At 64.4% G+C, this 20,518-nt stretch carries 16 protein-coding genes; 11 read left to right on the top strand and 5 right to left on the bottom strand.

What is annotated here, in order from left to right:
• Positions 1-16: 16 nt before the first annotated feature.
• The gene (gene cadR / locus ACS5PN_RS11530; protein ID WP_439464091.1) at positions 17-475 is read right to left on the bottom strand and encodes a Cd(II)/Pb(II)-responsive transcriptional regulator; all 459 of its coding nucleotides are present in this window, start codon (positions 473-475) and stop codon (positions 17-19) included.
• Positions 476-774: 299 nt separating this feature from the next.
• On the opposite strand from cadR, the gene ACS5PN_RS11525 reads away from it, so the two are divergent.
• From ACS5PN_RS11525 to ACS5PN_RS11490, 8 genes are all read left to right on the top strand, one after another.
• Positions 775-2,850: a heavy metal translocating P-type ATPase gene (locus ACS5PN_RS11525; protein ID WP_439464090.1), complete on the top strand. Its 2,076-nt coding sequence runs from the start codon at positions 775-777 to the stop codon at positions 2,848-2,850.
• Between the two features lie 55 nt (positions 2,851-2,905).
• Positions 2,906-4,843, top strand: a complete 1,938-nt coding sequence (locus ACS5PN_RS11520; RefSeq protein WP_439464089.1) for an FTR1 family protein — start codon at positions 2,906-2,908, stop codon at positions 4,841-4,843.
• A gap of 45 nt (positions 4,844-4,888) precedes the next feature.
• Positions 4,889-5,281 carry a cation efflux protein, CzcI family gene (gene czcI, locus ACS5PN_RS11515; protein WP_439464088.1) on the top strand — a complete coding sequence of 131 codons (393 nt, stop codon included), beginning with the start codon at positions 4,889-4,891 and terminating at the stop codon, positions 5,279-5,281.
• A 69-nt stretch (positions 5,282-5,350) separates the two neighbouring features.
• The gene (locus ACS5PN_RS11510) at positions 5,351-6,580 is read left to right on the top strand and encodes a TolC family protein (protein ID WP_439464087.1); all 1,230 of its coding nucleotides are present in this window, start codon (positions 5,351-5,353) and stop codon (positions 6,578-6,580) included.
• A gap of 15 nt (positions 6,581-6,595) precedes the next feature.
• Complete coding sequence (locus ACS5PN_RS11505) at positions 6,596-7,828, top strand: efflux RND transporter periplasmic adaptor subunit (protein WP_439464086.1); 1,233 nt, start codon at positions 6,596-6,598, stop codon at positions 7,826-7,828.
• Between the two features lie 14 nt (positions 7,829-7,842).
• Complete coding sequence (locus ACS5PN_RS11500) at positions 7,843-11,007, top strand: CusA/CzcA family heavy metal efflux RND transporter (RefSeq protein ID WP_439464085.1); 3,165 nt, start codon at positions 7,843-7,845, stop codon at positions 11,005-11,007.
• 12 nt (positions 11,008-11,019) lie between these two features.
• On the top strand, positions 11,020-12,006 hold the full coding sequence (locus ACS5PN_RS11495; RefSeq protein ID WP_439464084.1) for a cation diffusion facilitator family transporter: 987 nt from the start codon (positions 11,020-11,022) through the stop codon (positions 12,004-12,006).
• Positions 12,007-12,082: 76 nt separating this feature from the next.
• On the top strand, positions 12,083-12,475 hold the full coding sequence (locus ACS5PN_RS11490; protein WP_439464083.1) for a YkvA family protein: 393 nt from the start codon (positions 12,083-12,085) through the stop codon (positions 12,473-12,475).
• 92 nt (positions 12,476-12,567) lie between these two features.
• Here ACS5PN_RS11490 and ACS5PN_RS11485 read toward each other — a convergent pair whose 3' ends face one another.
• The 4 genes from ACS5PN_RS11485 to ACS5PN_RS11470 all read right to left on the bottom strand — a co-directional run bounded on the left by ACS5PN_RS11485 (position 12,568) and on the right by ACS5PN_RS11470 (position 16,533).
• Positions 12,568-14,814 carry a copper-transporting P-type ATPase gene (locus ACS5PN_RS11485; protein ID WP_439465560.1) on the bottom strand — a complete coding sequence of 749 codons (2,247 nt, stop codon included), beginning with the start codon at positions 14,812-14,814 and terminating at the stop codon, positions 12,568-12,570.
• Between the two features lie 424 nt (positions 14,815-15,238).
• Entirely contained in the window at positions 15,239-15,460 is a 222-nt protein-coding gene (locus ACS5PN_RS11480) for a DUF2933 domain-containing protein (protein ID WP_439464082.1), read from the bottom strand.
• 108 nt (positions 15,461-15,568) lie between these two features.
• Positions 15,569-16,168, bottom strand: coding sequence for a hypothetical protein (locus ACS5PN_RS11475; protein ID WP_439464081.1), 600 nt, complete (start codon positions 16,166-16,168; stop codon positions 15,569-15,571).
• A gap of 107 nt (positions 16,169-16,275) precedes the next feature.
• Positions 16,276-16,533, bottom strand: coding sequence for a heavy-metal-associated domain-containing protein (locus tag ACS5PN_RS11470; protein WP_439464080.1), 258 nt, complete (start codon positions 16,531-16,533; stop codon positions 16,276-16,278).
• A gap of 174 nt (positions 16,534-16,707) precedes the next feature.
• On the opposite strand from ACS5PN_RS11470, the gene ACS5PN_RS11465 reads away from it, so the two are divergent.
• From ACS5PN_RS11465 to ACS5PN_RS11455, 3 genes are all read left to right on the top strand, one after another.
• Positions 16,708-19,134: a heavy metal translocating P-type ATPase gene (locus ACS5PN_RS11465; RefSeq protein ID WP_439464079.1), complete on the top strand. Its 2,427-nt coding sequence runs from the start codon at positions 16,708-16,710 to the stop codon at positions 19,132-19,134.
• A gap of 9 nt (positions 19,135-19,143) precedes the next feature.
• Positions 19,144-19,614 (top strand): Cu(I)-responsive transcriptional regulator, encoded by a 471-nt coding sequence (cueR, locus tag ACS5PN_RS11460; RefSeq protein ID WP_439464078.1) that lies wholly within the window; start codon positions 19,144-19,146, stop codon positions 19,612-19,614.
• 91 nt (positions 19,615-19,705) lie between these two features.
• Positions 19,706-20,509 (top strand): TSUP family transporter, encoded by an 804-nt coding sequence (locus ACS5PN_RS11455; protein ID WP_439464077.1) that lies wholly within the window; start codon positions 19,706-19,708, stop codon positions 20,507-20,509.
• Positions 20,510-20,518 lie beyond the last annotated feature (9 nt).

Here is a 20,518-nt window from a genome sequence, read left to right as displayed (position 1 = left end):
ACGTCCGCGAGCTGGCTCAATGCTTATGAACTGAGCGCAGATGGCTGCTGGGATGCTCGGCACTCGACACGCCGTGCTCTTGTGAGGCTTCTTCCAACCCAGTGAGGATTCCGCACTGGTCAGCCTGACGCGATTCGCCACAGCGAAGCCGCAACTGCTTGAGCTCCTTCTCCAGCACACGCAGCTCCTTGATGCGCTTCGACACGTGCCCGATGTGCTCGTCCAGCAGCGCGTTGACGTCACCGCAATCCTCAGTCGGCGCATCCTTGAAGCGCAGGAGCACACGAACCTCGTCCAGCGACATGTCGAGGCCTCGGCAGTACCTGATGAACTGCAGTCGCTCCAGATGCGGCGCCTCATAGACCCGGAAATTGCCCTGCGTGCGGCCGGGAGCAGGCAACAGCCCCTCGCGTTCATAGAAGCGGATTGTCTCGATGGGGGTGGCTGATGCCGTGGACAGGTCACCAATCTTCATGGGCGTTCTCAAGGCTGGCTTTGGCGGAATTGTAGGGACTTGACTCTGTAGTAGCTACAGGTTGTCAAATGCCGCTGCATCCAGATAAAGCTGCAAGCATGACCACCCACGAGCACCACCACGGCGACCAGCATCATGAGCACGACCATGCTCACGGGACCGAGCACGGGCACGGGCACGGGCACGCCCATGGTCACGCGCACGCGCCTGAGGCTCCATGTTGTGGGGCAACGCACAGCGCTGAGCCCACGGCTTCAACATCGGCAGCGCCCGGAGGCCTCCTACTGCGCATTCCCGCCATGGACTGCCCGACCGAGGAAGGGCAGATTCGCCGCGCCCTTGAGCAATTCGCCGATGTGCGCGGACTGCGGTTCGACTTACCCGCACGCGCGCTGAGCATCGACGCCCCGCATTCGGCCTGGGAACCCGTGATTTCGGCCATCAACAGCCTTGGCTTCAAGACCGAAGCGCTGTCGGCGCCGCCTCCTGCGGAAGACACGGCCAAAGCTCAGCGTGCCGAGCTGACTCGACTGGTTGCGGCGCTGGTCGTAGCCGTCGCTGCAGAGCTGGTCCACTTCATGGCCCCAGAGACGATGGTGTGGAAGGTGGTCGGCATGGCCGTCGCCGCTGGGGCCATCGCACTTTCGGGTCTAGCTGTGTTCCGCAAGGGGCTCTCCTCCCTCCTGCGCGGCCAGCTCAACATCAACGCGCTGATGTCGGTGGCCGTCGCCGGTGCGTTCGCCATCGGTCAGTGGCCAGAGGCGGCGATGGTGATGGCGCTGTATTCGCTGGCTGAACTCATCGAGGCTCGTTCGGTAGAACGGGCGCGCAACGCCATCACGGGGCTGCTCGCGCTGTCCCCGCCCCAGGTGGAGGTTCGCCAAGCCGACGGAGCTTGGACCAGCGTGGACGCCAAGGCGGTCGCCGTCGGCTCCATTGCCCGCGTGAAGCCGGGTGAGCGGTTTGCACTCGACGGTCGCGTGACCGCAGGACAAGGTGCTGTTGACCAGTCGCCTGTCACCGGCGAAAGCATCCCTGTCGACAAGACTCCAGGCGATGACGTCTTTGCCGGAACCATCAACCAGGCTGGCGCGCTCGAGTTCGAAGTCACCAAGGCCGCCAGTGACACCGTCCTGGCCCGCATCATCCACGCAGTTGAAGAGGCTCAAGGCCAGCGTGCTCCAACCCAGCGCTTTGTCGACAAGTTCGCAGCCATCTACACACCGGCCATCTTCGTGCTGGCGCTGGCGGTAGCTGTCGGCACACCCTTACTCATGGGCTGGCCGTGGTTGACGGCTGTCTACAAGGCCCTGGTCCTGCTCGTCATCGCCTGTCCTTGCGCACTCGTCATCTCGACGCCCGTGACCGTCGTCAGCGGCCTTGCGGCAGCTGCTCGGCGCGGCATCCTCATCAAAGGCGGCGTGTATCTGGAAGAGGCCCGCAAGCTCAAGGTCGTCGCACTGGACAAGACCGGTACCCTGACCGAGGGCAAGCCGCGCCTCGTTGCGCAAGCGGCGTTGTCGCAGACATTGCCTGAAGCCCAGGTGATGCAGGTTGCAAAGAGCTTGGCATCCCGCTCTGACCACCCGGTATCAAAGGCCGTCGCGGCTGGCCTGGTCGGTGAACCGCTGCCCGTCGAAGACTTCGGCGCCGACATGGGCCGAGGTGTTCACGGCACCATCAACGGCCGCCAGTACATCCTCGGCAATCACCGCTGGGTGCATGAGCGTGGCCTGTGCTCCGCTGAGTTGGAGGCCAAGCTAGAAGAGCATGAAGCGCAAGGGCGCACGCTGTCTTTGCTGGCAGACCAGGAACGCGCCCTGGGTCTGTTCGCGGTCGCCGACACCGTCAAGGAAACCAGCAGGCAGGCGGTCGCCGACCTGAAGGCTCTCGGCGTGCGTTCCATCATGCTGACCGGTGACAACCCCTCGACCGCGAAGGCGATTGGCAACCAGGTCGGCATCGACGACGTTCGGGCCAACCTGCTGCCGGAAGACAAACTCAAGGTGATTACCGAGCTGGGCCAAACCCTGCAGACGGGCATGGTCGGCGATGGCGTCAATGATTCGCCAAGCTTGGCTGCGGCTACCGTGGGCTTCTCGATGGGTGGCGCCGGCACCGATACGGCCAAGGAAGCGGCCGACGTGCTCATCATGAACGACGACCTGCGCAAGGTGCCCGAGACCATCCGACTGTCCCAGCGGACCTACGCCATCCTTTGGCAGAACATCGTCTTGGCGCTTGGCATCAAGGCCGTGTTTTTCGTGCTGGCCGTGTTCGGCAGCGCGACGATGTGGATGGCTGTTTTTGCTGACATGGGTGCCAGCCTGCTGGTTGTCTTCAACGGACTGCGCCTGTTGAAGAGCTCTCGCTAAGTCCTCGACCGAATGGCTCGCGTTGCGCGGGCCATCTTTTTGCACAAGAACCGAAATGAGTCTCACTAAGACAGTCCATCGCAGCGCCAAGGTCCTCGCCGTCCTCGCTGCGTTCATCTTCTCTGGCGTTTCGCAAGCGTCGGAAGCCGACGTGAAGCGCGTCTGGCAAATCCTCGACTACCTGGCCGTCGACTACGCCGGTGCCGTCAAAGATGGCAAGGTCGTCTCGCAGTCCGAGTACGACGAGATGAAGGAGTTCGTGCTGACGGCGCGAACGAAAATCGAAGGCCTGGAGGCCAAAGGCGAAAAGGCCGCACTGATTGCTCAAGCTACCGAGCTTGAGGCAGCCATCGGCGCCCGAGCTGAGGCGAGCAAGGTCGGCACGTTGTCCAAGGCTCTGGCCAAGCACCTTGTCGCGGCCTATGCCGTCCCGCTGGCGCCGTCGAACGTCCCGGACGTGAGGCTCGGCGCGAAGGTCTACGCCGAGAACTGCGCGAGCTGCCACGGCCTGGCGGGCGACGGCATGGGCCCCGTGGGTAAGGCATTGAACCCTCTGCCCGTTGCGTTCACCAACAAGGAGCGTGCGCGCCAACGCAGCCTCTTTGCGCTCTACCAAGCTGTGTCGCAAGGCATCGCCGGAACTGCGATGCCTGCGTTCGGTCAGCTCTCCGAAGAAGACCGATGGGCCGTGGCCACCTACCTGGGCACCTTCGCGCATGACAGCACCGAAGTCGAGCAAGGCAGGAAGGTTTGGGCCGAAGAGAAGGCGAAAGCCGCTGTCCCCAACGTCGACCGCTTCGTCGGCCTGACACAGAACGACTTGGCCGAGTCGCTTGGCGAAAAGGACGCAAGCGCCGTGATGGCCTATCTGCACGTGCATCCCGATGCGCTGAGCCAGGCGGCAAACGGCAGCCTGGCGCTAGCACGCAAGCAGCTCAAGGACAGCCTGGCCGCGTACAAGGCCGGTGACTTCAAGAAGGCCCAGGAACTTGCCCTGTCGTCCTACCTGGACGGTGTTGAGCCCTACGAGCATGCCCTCGCGGCCAAGGATGGCTCGCTGAAGAGCCAGATTGAAGTGGCGATGAGCGGCTACCGGTCAACCATCTCTGGCAAGTCCCCGGTCGACCAAGTGGCCGCATCGGCGGCCGACGTTGAGCAGCTCTTCACACTGGGTGACAAGGTGCTTGCGGACTCAACGGCGGACTGGACAGCTGCCTTCCTGGGCAGCCTCACCATCCTGCTGCGCGAGGGACTTGAGGCCCTCCTGGTTGTGGTCGCCATGATTGCGTTCCTGCGCAAAGCGGAACGCCCAGACGTCCTTGCCTACGTCCACACCGGCTGGCTGACGGCGCTCCTTGCAGGCGCGGCGACGTGGGGTGCGGCAACGTATCTCGTCACCATCACTGGGGCGAACCGGGAGGTGACGGAAGGGTTGTCGAGCCTCTTCGCTGCGGCAGTGCTCGTGAGCGTTGGTGTCTGGATGCACCAGAAGAGCGTTGCCGGGCAGTGGCAGGCGTATTTGCGTGAGCGCATGTCTGCGGCCCTGAACCGAAAGTCGGCGTTCTTCATGTTCGGCCTGGCCTTCATCGCGGTGTATCGCGAAGTTTTCGAGACCATCCTGTTCTACGCGGCGCTTTGGGGCCAGGGCAATGACCACGCCATCTTGGCCGGCTTGGCGGCTGGTGTCCTGTCCTTGGCAGCAATCACGGTCCTGCTTCTGCGCTTCAGCGCAAGGTTGCCCATCGGCAAGTTCTTCTCCGCCAGCTCCTGGCTCGTCGCCGTGCTTGCGGTCGTTCTCACTGGCAAGGGGGTCAAAGCTTTGCAGGAAGCCGGTTGGATTGCCCCGAGTGCGCTGCCGTCCCCGCGCTTTGAACTGTTGGGGGTGTACCCATCCACCATCGGGCTCGTCGCCCAGGCGGCCGTCCTGGCGTTCGTGCTGGGCTTCTTCCTCTGGCACGGACGCGCTTCATCCGAGGCAGAGCAGCAAGGATGACGACATGCTGCGGGCACTGGGAAACCCGGAGCCGCTAGACTGCCAATGCTGATGACTATCCGTCGCCTCCACCGCCTGACCGCCGCCTTTCTGATGGCGCTGTCGTTCCTGCTGCCGCTCCAGGTCGCCTGGGGCGCTGCGGCCGCGTACTGCGAGCACGAGACGACGACGCAAGGTGCGAAGCACTTTGGCCATCATCAGCACGAGCACAAGGCTGACGCGCACGACGCCGAAGCGAAGAAACCCATGGCGAAGAAGCTGGTCGTCGACAACGACTGCGCCTCTTGCCACATCAGCAGCTCGGCCATAGCCGCCGATGCATCAGCAGGCCTGTGGCCGACTGGCCTCGCGGCCGGCTTGGTCGCCGTCACCTCCGACGCTCATGCGTCCGCGCCCACCAGGGCGCCAGACCGCCCTCAGTGGCGCCGTCTCGCCTAGCCGGCGAGACAGGAGGACTTCCAACCACACCCGTCTCGCCGAATCCCTGGTTTCAACCTATGAGATTCGATGAGAAGAATTCTTTGGCCGCTCGGGCTGGCGGCAGCATTGCTCAGCCCATTCACCGTCCGCGCCCAACTGGCGACAAACACGGCGGCAGACACACTCACCCTCGAACAGGCGCTCGACCTGGCGACATCGCGAAGCTTCGTGGTGTCTGCGGCGCAGCGAGAGCTTGAGGCCCAGGACGGCTCCGTCCGGCAGGCTGGCGCCTTCCGCAACCCGGAACTCGCTGCAAGCGTTGAGGACACCCGTAGCGCGACTCGAACGACAACCACGACGCTGAACATTCCGTTGGAGCTGGGCGGCAAGCGCACCGCCCGCGTCAACGCGGCTCAGCGCTCGCGTGACCTCGCCCAGGTCGAGCTGACCAACGCGAAGGCCCAAGTTCGTTCATCGGCCATAGCGGCGTACTTCGCAGTGCTCGCAGCGCAGGAGCGCTCCAAGCTTGCTGGCAACTCGGCAGACCTCGCCACCAGCGGCGCCCAGGCCGTATCCAAGCGCGTGGCGGCCGGCAAGGTCTCGCCGGTGGATGCCACACGCGCCCAGGTCGACCAGGCCAATGCGCAGCTCGAACTCGCCGAAGCGCAAGCGGAGCTGACGACGGCCCGCCATGCACTGGCCAACCTCTGGGGCGACCCGGAGCCACGGTTCGTTCGCGTCGCAGGCGACATCAACGCCATTCCCGAACGCGCGCCCCTTCCGGAGCTGATGGGTCGGCTTGAGGAGGCTCCGGCACTTCTGGCCGCCCGTACCGAGGTGGAGCGCCGCAAGGCGCTGGTGGATGTCGAGCGCAGCAAGGCGATGCCGGACGTGACGCTGAGCGTTGGCGCGAAGCGCGACAACGAACTGGGCCGAACACAGGCCATCGTCGGCCTGTCCATGCCGTTGCCGCTCTTTGACCGCAACCAGGGCGCGGTCTACGAGGCCAGCAAACGCGCCGACAAGGCGGAGGATGAGTTCCAGGCCGCGCGCCTGCGCGTCCTTGCTGACCTGCAGACGGCGGCAGCCCAGTTGTCAATTGCTCGCACATCGCTGCAGACGCTGCAATCGACGGTCCTGCCCGCTGCACAGCAGGCCTATGACTCGGCCAGCACGGGCTTCGAGGCCGGCAAGTTCGGCTTCCTTGACGTCATCGACGCGCAGCGCTCCCTGCTGCAAGCCCGGGCGCGCTACCTGAGCACGCTCTCCAACGCATACCAAGCCGCCACGGCCATCGACCGCCTGCTCGGTCGCTGAGAACGGAAAACGAACATGGCAATCACAAAGAAACAGCGCGTCGCAATGGCGGTCATCGTCCTGGTCGGCGTCATGGCCGGTGGCGGACTGCTGCTCACCGAACGGCACAAGACGGGCGAAGAAGCCGAACAGGGCGAAGAAGCCGGTCACGCACACAAGGAAGGCGACGACGACAAGAAGGCCGCCCCAGCTGCCAAGGAAGCGCACGAAGAGCATGAGCAGCGCTCGGTCAAGTTGACCGAGGACCAGGTCAGGAAGGCGGGCATCGCCGTGCAAGCCGCAGGCCCGGCAAAGCTCCAGGCCGCCGCCGAGTTCACCGGCGAAATCAGGTTCAACGAAGACCGCACGGCCCACGTCGTGCCGCGCCTCGCAGGCGTGGCCGAGCAAGTCGTCGCCAATCTCGGCCAGTCGGTGCGCAAGGGCGAGGTCCTGGCCGTCATTGCCAGCAACTCGCTGTCAGAGCAACGCAGCGAGCTACTGACCGCTCAGGAGCGCCGCGATGCGGCCCGCGTCACCTACGAGCGCGAGAAGAAGCTCTGGCAGGAGAAGATTTCTGCGGAGCAGGACTACCTGCAGGCCCAGTCGGCCCTGCGTGAGGCCGACATCGCGGTCCGCAATGCGACCCAGAAGCTCGCGGCCGTTGGTGCCACCGGCTCATCGGCAAACCTCAACCGCTTCGAGCTGCGTGCGCCGTTCGACGGCACGGTGGTCGAGAAGCACCTGGCGCTCGGCGAGGCGGTCAAGGAAGACGCCAGCATCTTCACCGTCTCCGACCTCCGGTCGGTCTGGGCGGAGTTCAACGTCGCGCCCAAGGACCTGGCCACCGTTCGCGTGGGTCAGCGTGTCTCGGTGTCGTCGACTGCGTTCGAGAGCAAGGTGGAGGGCACCATCTCTTACGTCGGCGCGCTGCTGGGCGAACATACCCGTACCGCCCGCGCCCGCGTGACGCTGACCAATCCCGATGGCGCGTGGCGCCCCGGCCTCTTCGTGACCGTCGCGGTGTACGGCGAGAACCAGGACGTCCCTCTGACGGTGCCGGCCGATGCGGTCCAGACCATCGAGAACCAGGCCATGGTCTTCAAGGCCGTGTCCGGCGGGTTCGAGGCGGTGGCCGTCAAGGTCGGCCGCTCCGACGGACGAACTGTCGAGGTGCTCAGTGGCCTGAAGGCCGGCGACCAGGTCGCGTCCAAGAACACCTTCGTCCTCAAGTCTGAGCTGGGCAAAGCCAGCGCAGGCCACGAACACTGAACGGGAGGACGGACATGTTTGAACGCATCATCCGCTTCTGCATCGAGCAGCGTTGGTTGGTCATGCTTGCCGTGCTGGCAATGGCAGCCCTCGGGGCCTACAGCTACACCAAGCTGCCCATCGACGCCGTCGTCGACATCTCCAACGTGCAGGTCGTCGTCAACAGCCAGGCACCGGGCTATTCACCGCTGGAGACCGAGCAGCGCGTCACCTATCCCATCGAGACGGTCATGGCCGGCCTGCCAGGCCTGGAACAGACGCGCTCCCTGTCGCGCTACGGCCTGTCGCAGGTCACCGTCATCTTCAAGGACGGCACCGACATCTACTTCGCGCGGCAGCTCGTCAACCAGCGCCTTCAGGAGGCTCGTGAGCGGCTGCCAGCCGGCGTGACGCCGAGCATGGGTCCCATCTCCACGGGTCTTGGAGAAATCTACCTGTGGACGGTCGAAGCAGTGAAGGGCGCGAAGAAGCCCGACGGCACGGCCTACACGCCGACCGACCTGCGCGAAATCCAGGACTGGGTCGTCAAGCCGCAGCTGCGCAACGTGTCGGGCGTGACTGAAATCAACTCCATCGGCGGCTTCGCGAAGCAGTACGTCGTGGCACCCAACCTCGAGCGCCTCGGTGCCTTCGGCCTCAGCCTGGCCGACGTCGTGAACGCGCTGGAGAAGAACAACTCCAACCTCGGCGCCGGCTACATCGAGCGGCGCGGCGAGCAGTACCTCGTGCGCGCGCCTGGTCAGGTCAAGTCCATTGAGGACATCGGCGAAATCATCATCGGCACGGCGCAGGGCCAGCCCATCCGCGTCCGCGACGTCGCCGCTGTGGAGCTGGGGCGGGAGTTGCGCACCGGTGCGGCCACTGAGAACGGCCAGGAGGTGGTGCTTGGCACCGTCTTCATGCTGATGGGCGAAAACAGCCGGACCGTCTCGCGCGCCGTGGACAAGCAGATGGAGGCCATCAACAAGACGCTGCCCGCTGGCGTCAAGGCCGTCACGGTCTACGACCGGACGACGCTTGTCGACAAGGCCATCAAGACCGTTCAGAAGAACTTGGTCGAGGGTGCCCTGTTGGTCATCGCGGTGCTGTTTGCCTTCCTTGGAAACTTCCGGGCGGCGCTCATCACGGCGATGGTCATCCCGCTGTCGATGCTCTTCACCTTCACGGGCATGGTCAAGTACGGCATCAGTGCCAACCTGATGAGCCTGGGTGCATTGGACTTCGGCATCATCGTGGACGGCGCGGTGGTCATCATCGAGAACGCTGTGCGCCGCCTCGCGCACGTCCAGGCGCACAAGGGTCGGGCGCTGACGCGGGCCGAGCGCTTCCACGAGGTGTTCGCCGCCGCCAAGGAAGCTCGTCGACCGCTGCTGTTCGGCCAGCTCATCATCATGGTGGTCTACGTGCCCATCCTTGCCCTGACCGGCGTGGAGGGCAAGATGTTCCATCCGATGGCCTACACGGTGCTGCTGGCGCTGCTCGGCGCGATGGTGCTGTCGGTGACCTTCGTCCCTGCTGCCGTCGCACTCTTCATCGGCGAGCGCGTGACCGAGAAGGAAAACCGCCTGATGGAATGGGCCAAGCGCCGCTACGAGCCGGCGCTCAAGGCGACGCTGGGCAACGCGCCCGTCGTGATGACCTTCGCGACCGTCATGGTCGCCCTGTCCGTCATCGTGGCCACCAAACTGGGCAGCGAGTTTGTGCCCAACCTCAACGAAGGCGACTTCGCCATCCAGGCTCTGCGCATCCCGGGCACGAGCCTGACGCAGTCGGTGGAGATGCAGAAGCAGCTCGAGGCGACGCTCAAGGCGAAGTTCCCCGAGATTGAGCGCATCTTTGCCCGCACGGGCACAGCCGAGATTGCGGCGGACCCAATGCCACCCAATATCAGCGACGGCTACATCATGCTCAAGCCGATGGACCAGTGGCCAGAGCCACGCAAGACGCGCGACGAGCTTCTCGCAGCCATCCGCGAGGAAGCCGCCACGGTGCCTGGCAACAACTACGAGTTCTCGCAGCCCATCCAGCTGCGCTTCAACGAACTCATCAGCGGCGTGCGCTCGGATGTGGCCGTCAAGGTCTTCGGTGACGACAACGACCTGCTCAACGACACGGCCAACCGCATCGCGGCAACGCTGCAGAAGGTGCCGGGTGCCACCGAGGTCAAGGTCGAGCAGACGACGGGCCTGCCGATGCTCTCGGTCAACATCGACCGTGCCAAGGCGACGCGCTACGGGCTGAACATGACCGACGTGCAGGAGGCTGTGGCGACGGCCGTGGGCGGTCGAGAAGCCGGCACCTTTTTCCAGGGTGACCGTCGCTTCGACATCCTCGTGCGGCTGCCGGAAGACGTGCGTCAGGACGTCGAGGCGCTCAAGCGCCTTCCCATCTCGTTGCCGAAATCGGGGGCTGAAGGCCGCGCGTCATACATCCCGCTCGGGGAAGTCGCGGCCCTAGAAGTTGCCCCCGGGCCCAACCAGATGTCCCGGGAGAACGGCAAGCGCCGGGTCGTCGTCAGCGCGAACGTGACCGGCCGCGACCTCGGCTCGTTCGTCGCCGACGCGCAGGCTGCGATGGCGAGCGTGAAAGTGCCCACGGGTTATTGGACCGCCTGGGGTGGGACCTTCGAGCAATTGCAATCCGCGTCGCAGCGCCTGCAGGTCGTGGTGCCGCTGGCCCTGGCCATGGTCTTCGCACTCCTCTTCACCATGTTCGGCAATGCCAAGGACGGTCTCTTGGTCTTCACCGGCATCCCATTTGCTCTGACTGGTGGTGTGTTGGCACTTTGGCTGAGAGGCATCCCGCTGTCGATTTCGGCGGCGGTCGGCTTCATCGCCTTGTCCGGTGTCGCAGTGCTCAACGGGCTGGTCATGCTGTCGTTCATCCGTAGTCTTCGCGAGGAGGGCAAAAGCCTGGACGACGCCATCTGGGAAGGCGCGCTGACCCGGTTGCGTCCGGTGCTGATGACGGCCTTGGTTGCCTCGCTGGGCTTCGTGCCCATGGCAATCGCCACCGGCACTGGCGCCGAAGTGCAGCGCCCGCTGGCCACCGTCGTCATAGGCGGCGTCCTGTCTTCGACGGCGCTGACGCTGCTGGTGTTGCCGCTGCTGTATCGGTGGGCGCACCGACGGGATGACGACGAGGTCGAAGCACCAGTTGCGGCCCCTGTGAACGCCTAAGGAGAAACAAAGATGTCGCACGACCACGCTCACGAGTCCGCAGGCCATGACCACACAGCGGGCGCGAACCAACGCTCGCTGAAGATTGCCTTTGGGCTCACGACGGTGTTCCTGTTCGTCGAACTGGTCGGCGGCATCGTGTCGCAGAGCCTTGCGCTCATCTCCGACGCGGCGCACATGTTCACCGACGTCGCAGCGCTGGCCATCGCGCTTGCGGCCATCCGGATAGCCAAGCGGCCCGCCGATGCCCGAAGGACCTTCGGCTACCACCGCTTCGAAATCCTGGCCGCAGCGTTCAACGCCATGCTGCTGTTCGGCGTGGCGGTCTACATCCTCTACGAGGCCTACCTGCGCATCAAGGCGCCGCCAGAAATCCAGTCGACGGCGATGCTCGTCATCGCCATCGTCGGCCTGCTGGTCAATCTCATCAGCATGCGCGTCCTTCAGGGCGGCCAGGAGTCGAGCCTGAATGTGAAGGGCGCCTACCTCGAGGTGTGGGCAGACATGATTGGCTCGGTCGGCGTCATCGTCGGCGCCGTCATCCTGAAGTTCACAGGGTGGGCCTGGGTCGATTCGGCGGTCGCCATCCTAATCGGCCTGTGGGTCGTACCTCGGACCTGGACGTTGCTCAAGTCGAGCGTCAATATCCTGCTGGAGGGGGTGCCCGAAGACGTCGACATGGTCGAGTTGAAGAAGCTTCTGCTGGCAGTGCCCGGCGTCAAGAGCCTCCACGACCTGCACGTTTGGGCGGTGACGAGCGGCAAGAGCACGCTCACGGTCCACCTTGTGACGGACCCGGACGTGAACGCCGAACAGCAAATCCTTCCCGAAGTGCGCAGGCGCCTGGCGGTGAAATTTGGCATCCACCACATTACCGTGCAGTGCGAACTCGAGCCCTGTGGGCAGACCGACGAGGAAAACCATTTCACAAGTGCCACCGCCCTGCTGGCTCAAGAGCAGGACAAGGGACGCCGCAGCGCCGACCGTCACGACGCCTGAACTATGAGGAAGGCGTCCCCGCGTTGCGGCCAGCCGTTTTACATTCAACCCGCCCGCTGCGCGTCATGATGGGACCATGGGCATTTGTAGCAGTTTGAAGGAGTGGGCCAAGCGCATTAAGCGCGATGGTGTGACGCTGTGGTTCGCGGGGAAGAATCCACGGACGCCTTGGTTTGCAAAGGCGCTCGCAGTGTTCGTCGTGGCCTATGCGTTAAGCCCCATCGACCTGATTCCTGATTTCATCCCAGTCCTTGGCTACGTCGACGATGTACTGTTGCTTCCCGGGCTGATTTGGTTAGCCGTCAGGCTCCTGCCGCCCGCAGTCCTGGCGGAGAGCCGGGTTCAGGCAGATGACTGGATTCGGACCAAGGGGGCGAAACCAAGCAGTCGTGTCGGCGCGGCAGTTGTCGTGTTGCTTTGGTTGGGAGTTGCCGTTGCCGCGTGGTTCTGGGTGCGGCCGCGCCTGTAAGAGTCACAAACCTGCTGACGAGCCGCATCCGCTGGAGGGATTGCGGAGGCAAATTCCCAATGGCTGGCAAACTAGCGGGCAGCGCGGCACCTTCACTCCACTTTGACGGTCCTAAGCCTCAGGGCGTTGCCTATCACGCTAACGGATGAAAGCGCCATCGCGGCGGCGGCGACGACCGGCGACAACAGCACTCCAAAGAAGGGGTAAAGCACGCCAGCCGCTATTGGCACGCCGGCCACGTTGTAGGCAAAGCTCAGGAAGAGGTTCTGTCGGATGTTGCGCATCGTCGCGCGCGACAAGGTCTGGGCGCGAACGATGCCCATCAGGTCACCCTTTAACAGCGTGATGCCAGAACTCTCCATCGCAACATCGGTGCCGGTCCCCATGGCGATGCCCACTGTGGCTTGGGCAAGCGCTGGTGCGTCGTTGACCCCATCGCCCGCCATGGCCACGATGCGGCCTTCCGACTGAAGCCGCTTCACCACGGCTGCCTTGTCTTCAGGAAAGACCTCGGCAAGCACCTCGTCGATGCCCAGCTCGCGGCCCACCGCTTCAGCCGTGGTCTTGCCGTCACCGGTCAACATGACGACGCGGACGCCGGCCGCCTGCAGTGCCTTCAAGGCCTGAGGCGTCGTCGGCTTGATGGGGTCGGCGACGGCTACGAACCCGGCGAGCTTGGCGCCAATGCCTACAAAGATGACGGTCGCAGCCCTTTGACGTTGCTGTTCCGCTGGCGCTGAGAGGGTGCCGACGTCGACGCCCTGTTCGGCAAGAAACTTGGCGCTACCTGAGACGACAGACTCCCCGTCGACCGTTCCCACCACACCCTTGCCGACAGGCGAGTCGAAGTCCGTGACCTGCGAGAGAGCCAGCTTGCGCCCTTGGGCTTCCTGGACGATGGCCATCGCCAGGGGATGCTCGCTGGCCCGTTCCACGCTGGCCAGCATTTTCAAGATATCCTCGGCCGAGTAGCCGCCCGCCGGCTCGATGTGGACCACCTTGGGTCGCCCCTCGGTCAAGGTGCCGGTCTTGTCGACGACAAGCGTGTCGACCTTTTCCATCTTCTCGAGGGCTTCGGCGTCGCGGATGAGCACGCCATGCTGGGCTCCCTTGCCGACTCCCACCATGATGGACATGGGCGTCGCCAAGCCAAGAGCGCAAGGGCAGGCAATGATGAGCACAGAGACCGCAGCGACGAGCGCATAGCTGAAGGCCGGCGAAGGCCCCCACACCAGCCAAGCGACAAAAGTCAAGGCTGCGGCCAGGATGACGGCTGGCACGAACCACCCGGCGACCTGGTCGACCATGCGTTGAATGGGCGCACGGCTGCGCTGCGCTGCCGCCACCATGTGGACGATTTGGGAGAGCAAAGTGTCAGCGCCCACCTTCTCAGCGCGCATGACGAAGCCACCGGTCTGGTTCATCGTGCCAGCAGTCACCTTCGAGCCGGCGGCTTTCGCTACCGGCACGGGCTCCCCAGTCACCATGGACTCATCGACATTGCCCTTACCCTCGGTGACTTCTCCATCGACGGGCACCTTCTCGCCCGGCCGCACACGTAGCAGGTTGCCTACCTCGATGGCATCCACCTGCACCGTCTCGTCGGCGCCGTCGGAGTTCACTTTGACCGCCGTCTTTGGCGCCAAGCCCAGGAGCGCCTTGATGGCGCCGGAGGTCTTTTCTCTTGCGCGCAGTTCCAGCACCTGGCCGAGTAGCACGAGCACGGTGATGACCGCCGCCGCCTCGAAGTAGACCGGCACTCCACCATCGTCGCCTCGTAGCGCAGCGGGAAAGTGACCCGGCGCCAGCGTCGCGACGATGCTGTAAACCCAAGCCGCTCCCGTGCCCAGCGCAATGAGGGTGAACATATTGAGGCTGCGGTTCTTCAGCGAGGCCAAGGCGCGTGTGAAGAACGGCCACCCCGCCCAGAGCACCACCGGAGTGCCCAGCAGCAGCTGGACCCAGTTCGACGTCTGCTGCGCGATGAGATGGTGGATATTGAACAGGTGTCCGCCCATTTCCAGAGCGAACACAGGAGCCGTCAGCGCCGTGCCTATCCACAAGCGCCGAGTCATGTCGAGCAACTCAGGGCTCTCGCCCTGTTCGGCCGTCGCCAGCACCGGTTCCAGTGCCATGCCGCAAATGGGGCAATTGCCCGGGCCCATCTGCCGGACCTGGGGGTGCATCGGGCAGGTGTACTCGACCTGGCTTTGGTCGCCCTTTGGCGCGAGCTTCATCTTCCCCGGCGTGCCAAGAGCATGCCCGTGGTGGCCGTGGCCAGCGTGGATGGCGTGCTCGTGATGATGAGCGTGCCCCTCCATCACCGAGCCGTCAGGCATCACATGGGTGCCCGCTGATGGCTCGGGATGCTGTTGGGCAACGTGGTCGTGAGACTCGTGACTGGAAGACGGCATGGTGCTCTCCGGTTCTGGTTCTCAAGTTTGAACCTTGCCCTTGTTGGAAGGTCAAGGGAGGCGTACACCTGATGGGAGTCAGGCCACCTCAGCGGCGGCAATCCAGATGCCTAGTCCGGCAAGGCAGGCCCAGCAGCCCAAGAACAGGACGCCTTCCTCCACATCGGATGGCTGCCGTACAACTCGACGTGACACGTCAACGCCATGCGGACGCCGTGAACGAGCGCCCGGCCCGCGAGGAGTAGCAATGAGAGCTGGCGAAACCAGCCCGCCTGCGTCAAGGCCTGCCATGCGCTGAGGACGATGGCGAGTTCAGCAGCCTTCGCCCTGTCTGACGCAGCACGCATCGCTACTTCTCGTCGGTGTTCTTGCCGTGCTGGTGGTGACCGCCGTGGTGATGCCCGAACAGGTGCATCAACGGGCAGGCGAGGAGAACCAAGTACGGAATCGCTTGTGTGAGGTGAGTCAGGTGCTCGGTCAGCAAGTAATAAAGGCCGACCAAACCGGCGATGCTCATGAAGATGCCCAACGGTGAGCGCCAGCGTGGCGACGGGTTCGGAGTGTTGTCCATGGTTGTCGTAGCTCCTTGCCCTAAGCGTCGCCGCAAAGCGGGCAACCGAACTTGATGCACGTCAACCCCGGCACGGACCCCACATCGCTTTCAACGGGCCTCGGTCACTCAATGAATGCTGTGGTGACCCATACCGCCACCGAGCAAATGGGCCACCAAGAAGGCGGCCGCTCCGGCAATAGCGACACCACGCAGCCACTTCACCCATGTGGGCACCGGCTCGCCGCTCGACATGCGACCGCTCGGCTTGTAGACCGCCAGAACGGTCGTGAAAGCCAGAGCGGCAATGGCCACCGCCGAGTCGGCCACGAGTTGAACCCTCAGGTCGTGCATGGCCGCCCCAGCAAGGCCGCCTTGAAGGGCTGCGGACGCCAGCCGGGTGGTCGGCAGCATGTGCAGGAGCAGGATGGCCGTGCAAGGCAGTGTCACAAGCAGCTTCACTACCACCCAGTAGTGCTTGAGCATCCCCCATGGAGTCCAAAGGGACTGGGCGATTCCGGTCAGGGGAGATAGGAGGCTGAGAGGGACGATGACCATCCAGCAGACCAGTTCCATCGCCACGTAGGCAGCCTGGACCTCGAACGGCTGTTGACTCTCCAAGCCGACCAAGGCCAGTGCAAGAAAGCAGGCGACGGCGCCCATCCATCCGACCGAAGTCGTGATGTGCGCCGTCAGGGCAAATCGGCGGAGCGGGGCGGACATCTGCATGGCACTCTCCCATTGAGCGGGATAGACGATGCCGATGCGCTAGATGCCCGTCAAGCCCATGAGCGGAACCGGCCTACGGACGCTCCTGTCCGCTGATGCCTTGCGGCTCAGCGGCAGCCGCAGCAGCTGCCGGCCGGCTTGGCTGGCGCCGTGGACGGCGTTGTTGAAACCGGCGTCGGCGTGTAGCCAGCATCCTTGATGGCATCGGCCAGTTCTTCTACATCAGCGCTCGCCGACTCGACCTGCACGCGGTGGGTAGTCAGGTCGATTTGCACCTTGGCATCCTTGTCGGCGGCCTTCAGCGCCTTGGTGATGGTGCTGATGCAGTGGCCGCAGGTCATGTCGTTGACTTCGAAGGCAATCATGCTGTGTTCCTGATGCTGGGTTGTTGGTGACGCAACTTTCAGCTCTCCCACAGTTGGAAGGTCAATGCCATGACGCAGAATCCTTCCCGTCCATGTGGAATATTCAACGTCCGCTTGACATTCCCAACGTTGGAACCTTGACGATGCCAACATTCCACTGCATCTGAGGTCGCCATGAACATCGCTGCACTCCCCAACCCTCAAGGTATCAAGCTGCAGGTGACCGGCATGACCTGCGCCTCGTGTGTCCTGCGCGTTGAAAAGACGTTGAAAGCGGTTCCGGGCGTGCAGGCGGCCAGCGTGAACCTGGCGACTGAAGAAGCGTCAGTCAGCACTGATGCCTCAGTCAGCGCCGAAACGCTAGCTGCTGCCGTCCGTAAGGCCGGCTACGACGTCGCCACCACCCAGTCCGTACTTCAGGTCGACGGCATGACCTGCGCGTCGTGCGTGGCTCGGGTTGAAAAGGCGCTGCTTAAGGTTCCTGGGGTCTCTAGCGCCTCCGTCAACCTAGCCACGGAGAAGGCCACCGTTCAGGTGCTCTCGACCGTGCCGCTCGACGCGCTGAAGGCCGCCATCAACAAGGCTGGCTACACCGCCTGGGAGCTAAAGGACGAGACGCCGAAGCCTGGCGGACGTGCCCCTGACTGGTGGCCCGTCGCAGTCAGTGGTGTGCTTACGGTGCCGCTGGTGGCCCCAATGCTCCTGCAGCTCCTTGGCGTGGACTGGACCCTGGACGGATGGGTGCAGCTTGCGCTGGCGTCCGCCGTCCAGTTCTGGCTGGGTTGGCGTTTCTACAGGGCCGGCTGGAAGGCGGTGCTGGCTTGCGCTGGCAATATGGACCTTCTTGTGGCCCTGGGCACTTCGGCAGCCTACGGCCTCTCCATCTATCTCCTCGTCACGCACGCCCAGCACGGTATGACGCACCTCTATTTCGAGGCGTCCACTGCCGTCATCACCCTGGTCCTGCTGGGCAAGTGGCTGGAGCATCGGGCCAAGCGCCAGACTGCCGATGCCATTCGTGCCTTGAACGCTCTGCGGCCGACCACCGCGCGAGTGCGGCGGGACGGCGTGGAGTCGGAAATCCCGGTCGACCAGGTGGCGGTGGGCGAGGTCGTCATCGTCCGGCCCGGGGAACGCGTGGCCGTGGATGGCGAAATCGTCGAAGGGCGCACCCACGTCGACGAATCGCTCATCACTGGCGAGAGCCTCCCGGTCGCGAAGGCTGAGGGTGACAAGGTGACCGGCGGCGCCATCAACGTGGAGGGCCTCCTGGCCGTGCGCACCACGGCCATCGGCGCCGAGACGACGCTCGCCCGCATCATCCGCATGGTCGAGTCGGCCCAGGCTGCCAAGGCGCCCATCCAGCGCATCGTCGACCGCGTCAGCGCCGTGTTCGTACCCGTCGTGCTGGGCATTGCCCTCGCCACCTTCCTGGGCTGGGTGCTGCTTACCGGCAACTGGGAAGCTGCGCTCATCAACGCCGTCGCTGTCCTGGTCATCGCCTGCCCGTGTGCACTTGGCCTGGCCACTCCAACCGCCATCATGGCTGGCACCGGCGTAGCGGCCCGCCATGGCATCCTCATCAAGGACGCCGAAGCACTTGAGATTGCCCATGGCGTCACCGTTGTCGCCTTCGACAAGACGGGAACCCTCACCGAGGGAAAGCCGTCACTTGCAGCTGTGGTGCCCGCAGAGGGTTCAAGCCGCGATGAGGTGCTCAGGTTCGCTGCGGCGCTTCAGAAGACCAGCAGCCATCCTCTGGCTGCGGCGGTCATGGACAAGGTCCGGGACGAGCGGGTGCCGGTCCCTGAAGCCCATCAGGTCGCGGCGCTGGCTGGACGAGGGGTCGAGGGCGTGGTGCGCGGGCAGAAGGTCTCTCTCGGCAGTACAAGGCTGCTGCGAGAGCTGGGGCTGGACGAAGGAACGGCTGGAGCTGCCGCGCGGCGGCTCGAAAGCGAAGGCAAGACGGTGTCGTGGCTCATCGGCTCAGAAGGGGACCATCGGCGCGTCCTCGGCCTGCTCGCTTTCGGCGACACGGTGAAGGCTACGGCCCACTCAGCGGTGACTCGTCTCCATGAACTTGGCATAAAGACGGTCATGCTGACGGGGGACAACCAGGGCGCCGCACAGGCGGTCGCGAGCCAGTTGGGCATCGACGAGGTGCGAGCTGAAGTCCTGCCGGGCGACAAGGCGGCTGTCGTCAAACAGTTGCGCGACCAGGGCGAAGTGGTGGCCTTCGTCGGCGATGGCCTGAACGACGGCCCCGCGCTGGCTGCTGCGTCCGTTTCCTACGCGATGGCGGGCGGAGCCGACGTTGCGACCGAGACCGCCGGTATCACGCTGATGCGCGGCGACCCGCGACTGGTGGCCGACTCGCTGGACGTGTCGCGCCGCACCTACTCAAAAATCAAGCAAGGCCTGTTCTGGGCGTTCGGCTACAACGTGCTGGGCATCCCACTGGCTGCGTTGGGTTTGCTGAACCCCATCATTGCCGGTGCCGCCATGGCCTTCAGCAGCGTGAGCGTTGTCCTCAACGCACTGACGCTCCGGCGCTGGCGCGCGACGGCCGACGCACCTGCGGCACGAACCACGATTGGATAAGGACCCGAGATGAGCATGAACATCGGCGAAGCGGCGAAAGCGTCGGGCGTATCGGCCAAGATGATTCGGCACTACGAGAGCGTCGGCCTGTTCCCTGAGGCGGCGCGCACCGAGTCCGGGTACAGGCAGTACACCGACAAGGAGGTGTCAACGCTGCGCTTCATCCGGCAGTCTCGGGACCTGGGGTTCTCCATCGAGCAGATTCGCGAGCTGCTAGGTCTGTGGCAGAACCGCAAGCGACCGAGCCGGCAGGTGCGCGCGCTCGCTCAGGCCCACATCGTCGAGCTGGACGAGAAGCTCAAGGAACTGCAGGCGATGAAGGCCACGCTGGAACATCTCGTTCACTGCTGCCACGGCGATGACCGGCCGGACTGCCCCATCATCGAGTCCCTCGCACAGGACGCGCCTGCCGTGCCGCACGCCCCGCACGGCAAGACGGCGGGTCTGCGACCCGGGCGCCAGGCGCACAAGGCCAACTAGGCCGCTGTCGCTGAGAGTCGCAACTTACGGCCGCTGGCTGCGGCGCGTCCGGGCGCTGCAGCCGTCCGTCTGTCCGTTTCACAATCTCAACATGACGACCGTCTTGGCGGAGACCCCGCAACGTATCTTGGGCGCTTCGCTCGCTGGCGCAGGCGTCGGCATCCTGGGCGGACTTATCGGTCTTGGAGGTGCAGAGTTCCGTCTCCCCCTCCTCATCGGGCTGTTCGGCTTCATTGCGCTTCACGCCGTCATCCTGAACAAGGCGATGAGCTTGATTGTGGTGACGAGCGCCTTGTTCTTTCGCATGGGCTCGGTGCCCGCGCAGGAAATTGCTGCCAACTGGCCCAGCATCGTCAATCTCCTTGGCGGCAGTTTGATGGGCGCCTGGTTTGGCGCAGGATGGGCCACGAAGCTCAGCAACCGCCGGCTCTACCAGGTCATCAGCGTCATGTTGCTTGCCATCGCCGCCGTGCTGCTGTTCGCGCATGGCGTCCACTCAGATGGCGCTTTGCTGCATGGTCCAGCGCAGGTCGTGGCAGGGCTGCTGGCCGGCTTTGTCATCGGCGTCGTAGCCGCCGTGATGGGAGTGGCTGGCGGGGAGTTGCTCATCCCGACTCTCATCCTGCTGTTCGGTGCCAACATCAAGCTCGCGGGCAGCCTCTCTGTTGCCATCAGCCTGCCGACGATGGTTGTCGGCTTCATCCGCTTCAGCCGGGACAGCGCTTTCGTGGTGCTCCGAGGCAACCGCCGCTTCGTGCTCGCCATGGCGCTGGGCTCAATAGCGGGTGCGGCCGCCGGCGGACAACTGCTTGGCGTTGTTCCAAGTGCCGTGCTGCTGCCCGTGCTCGCTGCCATCCTGTTCGTATCTGCAGTGAAGGTCTGGCGCCACACGTAGTAGTACGCC

This window comes from Roseateles sp. NT4 (assembly GCF_051857475.1).
Taxonomy (GTDB): Bacteria; Pseudomonadota; Gammaproteobacteria; order Burkholderiales; family Burkholderiaceae_C; genus Pelomonas.
This window is presented reverse-complemented; position numbering and strand designations above follow the sequence as displayed.